This is a genomic window from Acinetobacter sp. CIP 64.7 (genome assembly GCF_000369745.1).
GTDB classification, from domain to species: domain Bacteria; phylum Pseudomonadota; class Gammaproteobacteria; order Pseudomonadales; family Moraxellaceae; genus Acinetobacter; species Acinetobacter fasciculus.
Genome location: NZ_KB850178.1, coordinates 552,347 through 565,664, shown reverse-complemented (window position 1 = coordinate 565,664; position 13,318 = coordinate 552,347). Strand labels below are relative to the sequence as shown.

Sequence of the window (13,318 nt, the reverse complement as noted above, 5' to 3'; positions counted from 1 at the left end):
CTTTATCTTTGCTCGACAGTTATTTGCTTAAAGTACCCGCTGTGGCGCAAAGTTTCAATAATTTCAGTGCACAACTGGCTAAACTGGGGTGGTTGTTCGAGCAGGTCACTCATGCGTACCATTTCCAGTCCTGCATAGCCACAAGGATTGATGGTGTTGAATCCGCTCAGGTCACAATCCAGGTTTAAGGACAGACCATGGTAGCTACGGCCTTTACGAATTTTAAAACCGAGTGAGCCAATTTTTCGCTCAGACACATATACCCCGGGTGCATCCGGTTTGGCATAGGCATCAATGCCATATTTTTTCAGCAAGTCAATCATCAGGTTTTCAGCATAAGACACCAGCGTGCGCACATTCCAGCCCAGACGATTCAGGTCAAACATGAAGTAAGCCACCAATTGACCGGGACCATGCCAGGTCACCTGACCACCACGATCGGTCTGAATCACCGGGATATTGCTCGGTATTAGAATATGTTCCGGTTTTCCTGCCTGACCTTGAGTGAGTACATCCTGATGTTGCAAAATCCACAATTGATCCGGGCTATGTTCATCACGGGTTTCCGTAAATGTTTTCATTTCCAGAAAACGATCTTCATAAGGTGTGAGGTCGTGATATTGACGAATGATCAGCTCGGGCTTTTGCAGCACATCAGTCACAGGGAGTGTCCTTAGTAATTATAAAAAACTGATCATAATTATAATGGCTTCGGCATGAAATAGGGGTGAGATCTGCAATATTTAAGCGCTAGCTCAGTCATTGTACAGGCATAAAAAAAACACGCCCGGAAGCGTGTCTTTTGTATTTTCGATTAGAGTGCTGTTTTAATTAGCGGGCAAGCGGCCAAATCTGCATATACTGCATGAACCTGTTCCAGTTCCAAAAAGCGCAGTTGTGCGGTAATGGAATGGTATTTTCCAGTACGTGATGGCGTAATACTGACGCTATCACCTTCAAAATCTGGAAAATGTTTCAGAAAAATGTCGATGACAGCATGACGCAATTCATCGCCCGCAAGGCCAATCAGTTTAATCGGATAATCCATAGGGAAAACCCAAAGATGTTCTTGAAGTTCACGAGATGGTGTACGGTCTAACATGGTAGTCCCCCTGATTTGAAACGCCTGCAATCATGCAGGCGTTTGGGTTTGTCTTGGCTACTTAAATGGAGACTGATGATCAAATTTCAAGTCTCCAGAATAAGCATCAAATCTTAATCATTCTCAAGGAATGAACGTAAGTGTTCTGAACGCGATGGATGGCGAAGTTTACGCAGCGCTTTCGCTTCAATCTGACGAATACGTTCACGTGTTACGTCAAACTGTTTGCCCACCTCTTCCAAAGTATGGTCGGTCGGCATATCGATACCAAAACGCATTTTTAGGACTTTGGCTTCACGTTCAGTCAGGTTTTCCAGAACTTCACGTGTCGCTTCTTTCAGGCCTTCAGACGTTGCCGCATCAATTGGTGAAGTGATGTTGCTGTCTTCAATGAAGTCACCCAGATGTGAATCTTCATCATCACCGATCGGTGTTTCCATCGAAATTGGTTCTTTGGCGATTTTCAGTACTTTACGTACTTTAACTTCGTCCATTTCCAGACGTTCGCCCAGTTCTTCAGGCGTCGGTTCACGCCCCATTTCCTGTAGAAGCTGACGAGATACACGGTTGATCTTGTTGATCGTTTCAATCATGTGTACCGGAATACGAATGGTACGTGCCTGATCCGCAATCGAACGTGTGATTGCCTGACGAATCCACCAAGTCGCATAAGTCGAGAATTTATAACCACGACGGTATTCAAACTTGTCTACGGCTTTCATCAGACCGATGTTACCTTCCTGAATCAGATCCAGGAATTGCAAGCCACGGTTGGTATATTTCTTCGCAATCGAAATTACCAGACGCAAGTTCGCTTCAACCATTTCTTTCTTGGCACGACGTGCTTTGGCTTCACCGACGGCCATACGTTTGGCAATGTCTTTAATGCCTTTTACATCAAGGCCAAGCTCTTTCTCGATATCGGCAATTTTTTGCTGGAAGGCCAATACGTCTGGACGTACTTTTTCCAGATAAGCTTTCTGGTCTGCAGGTGTTTTCGCAATCTGCTCGTCTAACCAGGCTGGATTCGATTCCTGGCCCGGGAAGCTGGTACGGAACTGGGTGCGATCCATACGGCCACGACGTACTGCATAACGCATCACTTCACGTTCTGCACCACGAATTTGATCATGGGTACCACGAATCATTTCAGAAATGATATCAAATAGACGCGGGGTAAATTTGAACATCATGAATACAGTTGCAAGTGCCTGCAAAGCTTCTTCAGCCTGTTTGCTGTCACGACCATGTTTTTCAATAGTTGCTTTGGTATTCAGCCACGCATTTTCCAGTTCAGTAAAACGCGCTTTAGCAATTTCAGGATCTGGACCAGAATCTGCTTCTGATTCATCATCAGAATCTGCTTCTTCTTCCTCTTCATCATCGTCCAGTTTTACATCTTTGGTCGATTTTTTCGAGTCAGTCTCATCTTCAGCAAGAACCGCTTCTTCTTCTAGAACTTCAGGAATTTCTTCATCTGATTCAGGATCTAAATAACCTGATAAAAGGTCAGCAAGACGGCGTTCACCCGCTTCATAATCTTTGTATTCTTGCAGTACCACTTCTACCGCATTCGGCCAGTAAGCAATCGAGTGCAAAACATCACGAATACCTTCTTCGATGCGTTTTGCGATGCTGATTTCGCCTTCACGAGTCAGAAGTTCTACTGTACCCATCTCACGCATATACATACGTACAGGGTCAGTGGTACGACCTGGCTCGTTTTCTACCGAGGCAAGTACGGCTGCAGCTTCTTCTTCTGCAACTTCATCCGCCGCTTCTGCAGTATCTTCGAACATCGTATCATCAGATTCAGGCGCGCGATCATGTACCGGAATACCAACGTCATTCAGCATCTGAATGATGTCTTCAATCTGCTCGCTTTCTGTGATGGAGTCCGGCAGATGATCGTTAACCTCAGCGAAGGTTAAATAACCTTGTTCTTTGCCTCGGCTAATCAGAGCCGCTACTTGAGAAGTAGGGGAAGTCATATCGCTCATCTTTTGCTTACTCTTCGTTGAATCTGTGGCAGTAAAAAACCGTACAATGCTGCACGATTTAAGCTCGTTAAATTTAGTGAATAGCCTACATATTTCATCAGAGAATTCAGCATGAAAGCTGTCTGATAAAATATTTAAAATGAAATTCAGTAATTTAAGATGGGGGTGAATTTGTTGTTTTCAAGTTCATCCCATGCGTGTCTGTTTATGACTCAAAAAAGGAGAATCAAAAAACATAAGGACGCAGGGTGGATTATATCATGGCACACAATTGAGACAGAAAAAACCCCTAATTACAAATTAAAAATACGAAAATCCAAATAAAACTTGACTTGTTATTTTAGGCACGATAAATAGCGCTTAAATCCTTTTACATTTTTCACTCATGAGGAAGTTTTAGTGTCTTCTACAGATTTTGAACTAGATGATAACTTCGGTGAAGATGATGTTAATTTCGATGAGGCTTCTAGCAAGCTCAGTGCTAAAGAGTCGTTGGAAAAACGTCGTCTGATCGATGATCTACTGACCCAACGTCGTTTAGAGCGCGAACTCAAAGATTTTGACTATGACTTCGACGATGACGACGATTTTGATGACGAAGATTAACGAATTCGGATTTAGCATAGTCTGAATAAATGCTATGCTAAACCTTTCGGTTTTCTAAGTTTGGATGTTAGATGAGTGCTTTAGATTTAGACCTGTTGAGTGAATATCTAGATGGTGACCAAAATGAACATGGTCTAGATTTCGCGGCAACCCATGGTTTCTTATGTGCTATTGCAGTAGGCCCAAAATTCGACAAATGGTTAGACGAACTTTTTGATAGTAATCAAAAGAAAGTGCCTGCAGAAATCATCACTCAGGTGCAAGCATGGTTAGAGTCTATTCGTCAAAGCTTAGCCAATGAAGAAGGGATTACGTTCCCGTTTGAAATTGAAGAAGCAGATACTGAATCAAGCCTGGGTGACTGGAGTGTGGGCTTTGTAGATGCCATGTTCCTGAACGAAGACGCTTGGTTTACTGAAGAATTTGAAGAACAACTGGTGGATTTAACCCTGCCAATCATGGTCTTCAGTGGCATCGATGATGAAGATCCACAAATGGAAACTTTCCGTCGCAATGGTCAGTTAATGGACGAGCTTGCAGAAGAAATTCCAGAAAACTTAAATGAATTGTATCTGATGTATCACACTCCAGAATAATTCATAAAAAAAGCACCGCAGGGTGCTTTTTTTAGCTTTGGCCTTTTTGCATCTTTGAGATTTACTCGATCCTATTTTCTTTCCATGCCTGTACGCTTCGCCAGACTGTAGCGCGCATAAGCATTGTAGGCGATATGGAACAGCAAAGCATGTAAGGCAATGCTGGCAGCCACCAGAAATGAATTTGTTCCTCTTCCTGTATAGGTGATGGTTCTATAAATTTCATCTGTCTGCGGGTTCATCCAGATGACCACAACTAAAAAGATAAACCCGAATGTCATGGCAATGATGGTGGAGCCCCAGACCAGTTTGCTTTTCTCTTCCTGAGTCGGCAAACGAAGTTCTTTCTTAACAAAGTATCGGGCACTGAGAAAGGCGGAAGCAATCAGGGCAGGAATCAGCAGAATGGCACCCAGATTGAATACATAGATGAGTATGCCTACCAATAGAACCAAGGTCAGATAAACGGTGGCAAAATATTTAAGATAATGCGACATCGTTTTAATCTCCTTAAGGGATCTTCCTCAGGATGGACGATTTTTACGCTGCTGTCTACGGTAGAAAATCCAGATAATAATTACCGCAACAATGGCAATAATCACATAACTGACTTTACTAAAAATTTGCTGCATCAACTGCTGGTTTTCGCCAAAATAAAATCCGACACAAGCCAGAAACGTAGTCCAGATGATGGTTCCAAGTGTGCTATAGAACATAAATTTCCAGAAGGGCATATGACTCATGCCGGCAGGAATGCTGATCAGCGAGCGAACCGCAGGAATCATGCGACCAAAGAACACAATGCGGTGACCATAATGCTCAAACCAGCTCAGTGATTTTTTCACATCCTCTGATTTAATAAATAAATATTTACCATAACGATCGACAAATTTAAAAATAGAATCATGGTTAAATTTATAGCCAATCCAGTACAGTAAGGCGGCTGCCAGCAGGGAGCCGATACAACCGGACATGATCACCCCGACGAGTATTAACTCGCCCTGAGAGGCTGAATAGCCCGCGGAAGGCATAATAATTTCGGAAGGGATTGGCGGGAAGACATTATCCAGGAACATGAGCAGGGCAATGCCCCAGTAGCCCAGTTGCTCCATGACGGAAATAATCCATTCGGTCAGATTCATATGATTGGCAAAATAAAAAATACTGCCTGTATCCTAAGCAGTATTTTTTGTGCGGTAAAGTCTTGGAATATAAATGATCAGGCAGAATCAGCTATGCGTCAGGGTATAAATATAAACTTTACGTAAGAAATAGGCCAAGCAGATCGGCAAAATACTCAGCAGGATAAAATGCATGATGCTGGTATTGATATGGTAACCAATGAACAGTGCCAAAATGGCCCCAATGACGGTTCCCAAGATAACGACGAACAGATGTGACTGCTGTTCAAGCTCTTCAGAAATTTGATGAAGCCGTTGCAATTTTATATTTTCTTTAGGTTGAAATTGAACCAGGTTGTCTGAATCTCGAGCAAGTGAGCCTGCCATTTTATATTCCTTTTCACTTAAAAATTCAGTTAATAATGAAAGACTTAGCTTATAAATCACCGTATCATTAGACTAACAATCTTGTTTGAAAAAAAATGAGGTTCTTGGTAAGTAATTGGTAAGAGTTTTATTGCTGTTGTGATTTTTATGTAAACAAAAAACCCTCCGAGGAGGGTTTTTATATATTTCATTACAAAAGGCCAAATTAGAGGCGTTTGCGTTTTGCTGCTAAAATTTGTGATTGACGCATACGGAAACCTTCTTTTTGTTTCTCGGTGGTTTTGTCAATACAGTACACACAAGAGACACCATGTTCATAACTTGGGAGGGCAACTTCTTCTGGAAGTAAAGGCCAGCCACACGCATGACACTTGGTATTTTGGCCTTCTTCAACACCGTGCGTTACGGCAGTACGACCATCAAACACGAAGCATTCACCTTCCCACATGCTTTCTTCAGCCGGGGTTTCTTCCAGGTATTTTAGAATGCCGCCTTTCAGGTGATACACTTCGGTAAAACCTTCTTGTAGAAGAAGTGAAGTGGATTTTTCACAACGAATACCGCCAGTACAGAACATGGCAATTTTCTTGTCTTTGTGCTGTTCCAGATTATTTTTCACGTATTCAGGGAATTCGCGGAAGCTTTCAGTTTTCGGATCAATCGCGCCTTTGAACGTACCTGCTTTGTATTCGTAATCGTTACGGGTATCAACCAGAATCACGTCATCACGTGCAATCAGTTCGTTCCATTCTTTTGGATCAAGATAGTGACCGACTAAATCACGCGGTTTCACTTCCACGCCTAAAGTCACGATTTCTTTTTTTAATTTAATTTTCATTTTACGGAATGGTTTTTCAGAACTGTCAGATTCTTTGTATTCCATTTCGTTAAAACCTTCATTCAGAAGGAACTGGTGAATTTGATCAATCGATGCACGGTCGCCTGCAACCGTACCGTTAATGCCTTCACCTGCCACAATTAGAGTACCGCAAAGGTTGATGGATTTTACCAGGTCCAGAAGACGTTGCTGAAGATCGGCAGGATCTTGAACTTCTTTGAATTGATAAAGTGCGGCAACAACCCAACCAGTCGTCGCTTGCTGTTCTACAGGTGCAAGCTGTTCTACAGTAGCGTTCATGGAATACTCCAACGTAGCATGATAATTTGAAAGGCGCATATTTTAGCTTGATTCGAGTGAATAAGCGAGTAAAACGCAAGTCTTTTAACAGGCTTCAATTCATGGGAGAGAGCGTGTATAGTCATGCCCGGCCCAGGATTTTGTGCAGTGATGCAGATACTGAAAGTTGCAGTATCTTTGGAGTGTGTTTTGAGTTCAGATCGTCGTATTGCGTCTTTAACCCCATGTGCAGGGCGTTGCTCGACCGTATTTGGTGATGCGGTATGTCGTGGTTGTCGCCGTTTTAATCATGAAGTGATTCACTGGAATACGTATAGTGCTGAGCAGCATCGAGCTGTGTGGCAGCGACTGGATGCACAGCTGGATCAGATTCTGGTGCCATTGTTACCGCATGCCGATCTTGTCAAAGTGCAGGCCTTTGTGCTGTCGAAACGGGTGCGCTTGCGTGATGATGCTTCCAAAGGGCGCAAGCTGTATCATGCTTTAAAGCTGTGTGAAAAAAATCGGCATTTTACCGACGATAGTGGTTTGGCCATCCATTATAAGCAGGTGCGTCCGTTGTGGGATGAGTTTGAGCGCCGGATCTTGGCCTTGGCTACTGCCAGTTATGATCTGGCTTTTCTGCGGGCAGACGGTATCAGTCAGCAACTGATTCATATACAAGAGGAGGACTAAGTCCTCTTTTTTTATGCATAAAAATAACAATAGCTGAGGGGTGGCATGAATATTAGTGAATATTTTTTATATTGTCTGGCTGTTGTGGTGATGATCGCTACACCTGGCCCAGTGATGTTGCTGGTGGCCAGTGCCGGTTTAAAAGGTGGTTATGCGGCGGCTTTAAGAACCATTTTTGGTACCAATTTCGCCTCTCTGGTGTTAATTGCCTTATCGGTATTGAGTCTAAAAGGTTTGTTGGTCATTAATGCGCAATGGCTGGATGCGATCAAGCTGCTGGGCTGTTTATATATTGGCTATCTGGGCTGGCAGATTTTCCGTGAAGTTATTTTTAAGCAGCAGGAGCAAGCTCAGGAGAATCTAGTTCCTGTGCATGGTGGTTTTCGACAAGGTTTTTTGGTTGGTATTTCTAATCCGAAGGACATTATTTTCTTTGCGGCTTTTTTCCCGCAGTTTATCGGGATTACTCCTGATCTTGATTTAAGTTTAATTATTTTGACTTTGAGCTGGATTCTCCTGGATTTTCTGACTTTGTCTGTGGTGTATTTGGGTTTCAACCACTTATCCCATTCTCGACTCTATCCACATTTGCTGGCATTGTGCGGCATGATTCTGCTCATGATTGCAGGGTACGGAATTTATCAAATCCTGATTTAAAAATGTACAGCATACTTGAACTGTTCCTGCCTGGCATATCCTGCAAAAATCATGCTAAGGTGAAATCAAATAAAAATTGAACAGATCAGTATGTCCAGAACAGTACCATCGCCAGATCGTCCATTTTCCCCGCTGTTATTTATTCAACCTGCTGTGATTCAAATTCTTCAAATCATTGGGCTGGCGCTGATCGCTGTCAGTATCGTGTATCTGCTGGCAGCAAACTGGTGGATGTTGCCCAAATTTGTCCAGCTGTTTATTCCTCAAATTTTATTGCTGGGTTCAGCATTGCTGAGTGTGCGTTTCACTGCGCGGGAAAAGTTAAGACAAAGTCTGGATACTGTATCGGGTCTAATGCTGGGCTTAAGTCTGGCCGTGATTGGACAGATTTATCAGACTGGTGCTGACAGTTATCAGTTATTTCTGCTTTGGGCTTTGCTGTTGCTGCCTTGGCTGTATCGGCCGAATATTGGGATCTTTGCATTATTTTGTGTGGTCAGCCAGTTAGCACTCTATTTTTATTTTAAACAAAGCTTTTGGCTGGTGCGTGCTGAAACTCTTTATCTGCTCGGTCTGAATCTGTTGACCGGGCTAAGTATGATCTATGCCTTACGTTATTATCCGGTTTTGCGCTATCTGTTTATCGCTGTCGTGGTGCTTATTTCAGTAGTAAGTATGTTCCGGTTTATCGACTCGGATTCGATCTGGTATTTGGCTTCGGTGCTGGTTCTGCCTATTTTATTCAGTGTTTATTTCTATACCCGAAAGCAACAGCTTGAAACCAGTTTGCTTGTTGCAGGACTGGCCCTGAGTTTTAGTGTTCTCATTTTTGATCTCACTCAGCAATATTTACATGATTCTGCCGCTGGCTTATTGATACTAGCTTTGCTGATATTCAGCTGGTTCGCAGCTATTACAGGTCTGCTGATCAAGCTGTTGCCCAAGAGCCGGTTTTCGGTCATTCCATTGGCTCTGGGCGCGTGGATTGCTGGTGTGATCTTGGCCATGCTGTTGCTGACCTATTGGAAAAGTTTTTCGATTCTGATGGGAATCATTTTTATCGCAGTCGCCTGGTGGTTGATTCGTAGCAAGCCCTCAGTTTTTCTGCGGCAATTGGCTTATTGTTTATGGGTTTGCGGTCAGGCCGCGGTATTGATTCATACTCAATTACTCACAGAGAGTCTATTGCTAATCTGGCTGATACAAGTCGGCATTACGCTGCTGACTATCATGAGTCGTATGCATTGGCTGGTGGTGCTGTTGCAGTTGTTACTTGCACATATACTGGGAATTGCAGTTCTGGTCGACCAACATGCATTTTTTCAGGATCAGCGCCTGCTGACGTGGATCATGCTGCTGAATTACAGCATTCTGACAGGAGCTTTGCTTACTGCGAGATACTGGCTCGCTTCAGCTTATGCCAAAAGCATGAATTTATGGATGATTAGTATTTTGGTGGTGACGGCTATTTTTCAATGTTTACTGCAATTTGGTGTGGCTCAGCAATTGCAGCCACGCGGTATAGATGAAGCCATTATTTTCTATATTTTGCCAGCTTTCTGGCTATTGAGTTTTGTCGGGATTCATCTCAAGCAATTTTCACGAATTCAACTCTGGCTCATTCCTGCTGCGGGAATTCTGCTGATTGCATTGGGTTACTTTGAAATTTTTATCATTTTAGTGTTTATGGCTTGGGCCATGGTGAATCAACAACGATTGATGCAAGCCTTGACCATTTTGCTACTGATCTTCTGGTTATGGCTGCTGTATTACAATCTGGGACTAAGTTTTTTATTTAAAAGTGTCAGTATTTTTGCCTCAGGTGTGCTGGTGTTGCTTTTGGCTTATGTGTTGAGTTCACCGAAGTTCCAGCTGAAAGCAGGAGTGGTCTCATGATGAAAAAGTTTATGGCACTGCATCTTAGTATTTTTAGTATTGCTTTATTCGTAGGTTTAATTGTCCAGCATGAATGGCATCTGGCCAAAAGCGACAGTATCTTTGTCGAGTTGGCACCAGTCGATCCGCGTTCGATCCTGCAAGGGGATTATATGGTACTGAACTATGATCTGCATTTTAGCGCAGTGGCAGCGGGGAATGGTTCCGAACAGCCTGTTTCTGACATAAAGATTGAAGATTTTAAAAATCAATCACATGTAATGAGTTATGTGCAGCTGGATCAGCAGCGCAGAGTTATTAAAACCAGTTTTGATCGAAGTGCACTCAATCAATCGGAACGTGTAGCCCGATTAATGCTGAAAAACCCACGCAATACTTTTGAGGCTTTGTATCCTGCTGCTAACAGTTTCATGTTCCCCGAGGGTCTGGAGCCTTGTTATCGTAACGCCAAATTTGCAGAGCTGAAAGTGAAGGAAAATGGCAAGGCCTTGTTATTTGATTTGCTGGATCAACAATTAAAACCCTTAAACTGTGAAAGCTCTAAAAGCTGGCGAGAGGGCAGTTAAATAGGTCAATATTCGGGTATTAAAAAAGCCCGCAATGTGCGAGCTTTTGGGTATCTGGTCTGATCAGCTTATGCGACTTGTACCGGAATACAGTTGGCAGTGTGGCTGACTGTATTGTTTGGGGTAGCATAAACCAAGCGAGGCTGATGGGCATTCGCTTCAGCTTCAGTGAAATCGCCAAAGGTTGCAATAATCACGATATCGCCTACATCGGCCTGATGCGCAGCGCCACCATTGACTGAGATGATACCTGAATTGTCTTCGCCACGAATTGCATAAGTTGCAAAACGTTTACCATTGGTCACGTTCCACACATGAATTTCTTCGTATTCACGAATGCCAGCCAAATCCATCAAAACGCCATCAATTGCACATGAACCTTCATAGTGTAGTTCTGCATGTGTAACGTGAGCGCGGTGAATTTTGCATTTTAATAAACGAGATAGCATGGCTAGCGTCCCCTGAGTTGACCTAAGAGTTTGATCATTTGGTTAAATCAATCTTGCTTGCTGTATGGTGAACAATCGAGCAAACGCATTTTGCGCTTAAATAAACTTTCTGGCAAGCGGAATTGTCCAGCAATTTTTGAATGTTTAGTTCGGCTTATATGCGTTGATTTGATTCATGGCTTGCTGTACTTCACCATTCACCAGCATTTTTGTGCGGGCGAGGGCATGAGAAATTGCATCATCCATTAAATTCTGTTCGCTGCTTGGTGCTTTACTGAGTACATGACCGGAAACACGGTCTTTGGCACCAGGATGACCAATTCCAATACGCAGGCGATGGAAGTTTGAACCAATATGCGGAACGATATCGCGTAGACCATTATGACCACCGTGACCACCGCCAGTTTTCAGGCGAATGACACCAGGATTCATGTCCAGTTCATCATGGGCAATCAGGATCGATTCAGGTGCGATATTGTAAAATTTGGCGAAAGGAACAACACTTTTACCGGAAAGGTTCATAAAGGTTGTCGGTAGAAGAAGACGGACGTCTTGACCTTCGATATTGCCACGACCGCTAAATCCGTTGAATTTTGGGTCTTTTTTGAGGGTAATGCCATATTGCTCTGCAAGGCGTTCTACGAACCAGAAGCCTGCATTATGGCGGGTTTGGGCATACTCAGAACCTGGGTTACCCAAACCAACAATCAGTGAAATATTTGACACTAATTACACCATTAACACTTATGCGCGTTTGAAGTCAGCGTGCATAGGTGTGTTTTTAGCTGGGTGACGTTGTAACGCTTGGATTTTAACGCTTTCAACTTTACCGTCTACATCAATTTCGATAACTTCTTCAAAGAATGAATTGTTTTCTAAGAATTTAACAAGCTGACGAAGCTCAACAGTAATTGCTACAGGAGCAGCTTCACCACCGTAGATGATTGCAGGAACTTTAGCTTGAAGACGAAGGCGGCGGCTCGCACCTTTCCCTTGAACTGCTTCTTCACGTGCTGCTGCGTTTAATACGAAGTTTGCCATGATAGACATCCTATTTAAGTTAAATGAACCAGACTTGCGACCAGTCTGGTGAGTAAAAGCCCTACCAAATGGCAGGGCTTTGAAAATTCAGCGCTCTATTATAGATAAGAATCGAACATTGCGCTAATAGATTCTTCGTTGTTAATACGACGAATCGTTTCGGCAACCATACTGGCTACTGAAACCTGGCGAATCTTGCCCAGTGCTAAAGCTTCATCAGAAAGAGGAATGGTATCAGTCACAACCAGTTCATCAATCACAGAATTCTTTAAGTTTTCAATCGCTTTACCAGAAAGTACTGGATGCGTTGCATACGCAACAACCTTGCGAGCACCGAAAGTTTTCAATGCATCAGCAGCTTTGCATAGCGTACCAGCAGTATCTACCATGTCATCAACAATGACACAATCACGATCTTTTACATCGCCAATCAAATGCATCACTTGTGATTCATTCGCTTTTTGACGACGCTTATCGATGATTGCAAGATCGATATCGCCCATTTGTTTCGCAACAGCACGTGCACGCACTACACCACCTACGTCAGGTGAAACCACCATCAGATTGTGATGCGATTGTTGACGCAAGTCAGCAAGTAGCGCTGGTGTACCGTAGATGTTGTCTACAGGGATATCGAAGAAGCCTTGGATCTGGTCAGCATGCAAGTCGATCATCACCACACGGTCAACGCCTACAGTAGTGAGCATGTCTGCTACAACTTTTGCAGTGATTGGAACACGTGCTGAACGTGGACGACGGTCTTGACGAGCATAACCAAAATAAGGAATCACGGCAGTAATACGACCCGCACTTGCACGACGCAAAGCATCAGCCATCACCAAGATTTCCATCAGGTTATCATTAGTTGGGGCACAAGTAGGTTGTACGATAAATACGTCTTTACCACGAACGTTCTCAGTAATCTCGACAGCAATTTCACCGTCAGAGAACTGACCTACAGAGGCAGCGCCTAGAGGAATGTGTAAGTGACTTACGACTTTTTGAGCGAATTGTGGATGCGCAGATCCACTAAAAACGACAAGATTGGGCATGAAGCACCCTTGGCGGTTGGGATATATGGGAA

At 43.4% G+C, this 13,318-nt stretch carries 17 protein-coding genes; 6 read left to right on the top strand and 11 right to left on the bottom strand.

What is annotated here, in order from left to right; translation table 11 throughout:
- Positions 1 to 2: 2 nt before the first annotated feature.
- The 3 genes from lipB to rpoD form a co-directional block, all read right to left on the bottom strand.
- Complete coding sequence (lipB, locus tag F890_RS04980) at positions 3 to 662, bottom strand: lipoyl(octanoyl) transferase LipB (protein WP_004731898.1); 660 nt, start codon at positions 660 to 662, stop codon at positions 3 to 5.
- Between the two features lie 152 nt (positions 663 to 814).
- Positions 815 to 1,102: a YbeD family protein gene (locus F890_RS04975; RefSeq protein WP_004280625.1), complete on the bottom strand. Its 288-nt coding sequence runs from the start codon at positions 1,100 to 1,102 to the stop codon at positions 815 to 817.
- 113 nt (positions 1,103 to 1,215) lie between these two features.
- A complete protein-coding gene (gene rpoD, locus F890_RS04970) occupies positions 1,216 to 3,150 on the bottom strand; it encodes an RNA polymerase sigma factor RpoD (protein WP_224215688.1) in 1,935 nt (644 codons plus the stop codon).
- Positions 3,151 to 3,501: 351 nt separating this feature from the next.
- Here rpoD and F890_RS04965 point away from each other — a divergent pair, with 351 nt between their 5' ends.
- Positions 3,502 to 3,708, top strand: coding sequence for a PA3496 family putative envelope integrity protein (locus F890_RS04965; protein WP_004280622.1), 207 nt, complete (start codon positions 3,502 to 3,504; stop codon positions 3,706 to 3,708).
- Between the two features lie 71 nt (positions 3,709 to 3,779).
- Positions 3,780 to 4,304: a YecA/YgfB family protein gene (locus F890_RS04960; RefSeq protein WP_004280621.1), complete on the top strand. Its 525-nt coding sequence runs from the start codon at positions 3,780 to 3,782 to the stop codon at positions 4,302 to 4,304.
- Between the two features lie 71 nt (positions 4,305 to 4,375).
- On the opposite strand, the gene F890_RS04955 is transcribed toward F890_RS04960, so the two are convergent.
- From F890_RS04955 to F890_RS04940, 4 genes are all read right to left on the bottom strand, one after another.
- Positions 4,376 to 4,801 carry an ABZJ_00895 family protein gene (locus tag F890_RS04955; RefSeq protein ID WP_004280620.1) on the bottom strand — a complete coding sequence of 142 codons (426 nt, stop codon included), beginning with the start codon at positions 4,799 to 4,801 and terminating at the stop codon, positions 4,376 to 4,378.
- Between the two features lie 27 nt (positions 4,802 to 4,828).
- Positions 4,829 to 5,446, bottom strand: coding sequence for a DedA family protein (locus tag F890_RS04950; RefSeq protein WP_004280619.1), 618 nt, complete (start codon positions 5,444 to 5,446; stop codon positions 4,829 to 4,831).
- Positions 5,447 to 5,533: 87 nt separating this feature from the next.
- Positions 5,534 to 5,812, bottom strand: coding sequence for a hypothetical protein (locus tag F890_RS04945; RefSeq protein ID WP_004280617.1), 279 nt, complete (start codon positions 5,810 to 5,812; stop codon positions 5,534 to 5,536).
- A gap of 205 nt (positions 5,813 to 6,017) precedes the next feature.
- Positions 6,018 to 6,950 carry an oxygen-dependent tRNA uridine(34) hydroxylase TrhO gene (locus F890_RS04940; protein ID WP_005265894.1) on the bottom strand — a complete coding sequence of 311 codons (933 nt, stop codon included), beginning with the start codon at positions 6,948 to 6,950 and terminating at the stop codon, positions 6,018 to 6,020.
- Between the two features lie 189 nt (positions 6,951 to 7,139).
- Between F890_RS04940 and F890_RS04935 the strand changes: the two genes are divergently transcribed.
- From F890_RS04935 to F890_RS04920, 4 genes are all read left to right on the top strand, one after another.
- Positions 7,140 to 7,625, top strand: coding sequence for a DUF1289 domain-containing protein (locus F890_RS04935; RefSeq protein WP_026056525.1), 486 nt, complete (start codon positions 7,140 to 7,142; stop codon positions 7,623 to 7,625).
- A gap of 45 nt (positions 7,626 to 7,670) precedes the next feature.
- Positions 7,671 to 8,282: a LysE family translocator gene (locus F890_RS04930; RefSeq protein WP_004280611.1), complete on the top strand. Its 612-nt coding sequence runs from the start codon at positions 7,671 to 7,673 to the stop codon at positions 8,280 to 8,282.
- Positions 8,283 to 8,372: 90 nt separating this feature from the next.
- Positions 8,373 to 10,178, top strand: a complete 1,806-nt coding sequence (locus tag F890_RS04925) for a DUF2157 domain-containing protein (RefSeq protein WP_005265891.1) — start codon at positions 8,373 to 8,375, stop codon at positions 10,176 to 10,178.
- Positions 10,178 to 10,744 (top strand): GDYXXLXY domain-containing protein, encoded by a 567-nt coding sequence (locus F890_RS04920; RefSeq protein ID WP_004280609.1) that lies wholly within the window; start codon positions 10,178 to 10,180, stop codon positions 10,742 to 10,744. Before F890_RS04925 ends, F890_RS04920 begins: the two co-directional genes overlap by 1 nt.
- 68 nt (positions 10,745 to 10,812) lie before the next feature.
- On the opposite strand, the gene panD is transcribed toward F890_RS04920, so the two are convergent.
- The 4 genes from panD to F890_RS04900 all read right to left on the bottom strand — a co-directional run bounded on the left by panD (position 10,813) and on the right by F890_RS04900 (position 13,286).
- A complete protein-coding gene (gene panD, locus F890_RS04915) occupies positions 10,813 to 11,193 on the bottom strand; it encodes an aspartate 1-decarboxylase (protein ID WP_005265888.1) in 381 nt (126 codons plus the stop codon).
- A gap of 144 nt (positions 11,194 to 11,337) precedes the next feature.
- Positions 11,338 to 11,919, bottom strand: coding sequence for an aminoacyl-tRNA hydrolase (gene pth / locus F890_RS04910; RefSeq protein WP_004280604.1), 582 nt, complete (start codon positions 11,917 to 11,919; stop codon positions 11,338 to 11,340).
- An 18-nt stretch (positions 11,920 to 11,937) separates the two neighbouring features.
- Positions 11,938 to 12,234: a 50S ribosomal protein L25 gene (rplY, locus tag F890_RS04905; RefSeq protein WP_004645781.1), complete on the bottom strand. Its 297-nt coding sequence runs from the start codon at positions 12,232 to 12,234 to the stop codon at positions 11,938 to 11,940.
- A gap of 98 nt (positions 12,235 to 12,332) precedes the next feature.
- Positions 12,333 to 13,286: a ribose-phosphate pyrophosphokinase gene (locus F890_RS04900; protein WP_004280601.1), complete on the bottom strand. Its 954-nt coding sequence runs from the start codon at positions 13,284 to 13,286 to the stop codon at positions 12,333 to 12,335.
- Between the last annotated feature and the right edge of the window lie 32 nt (positions 13,287 to 13,318).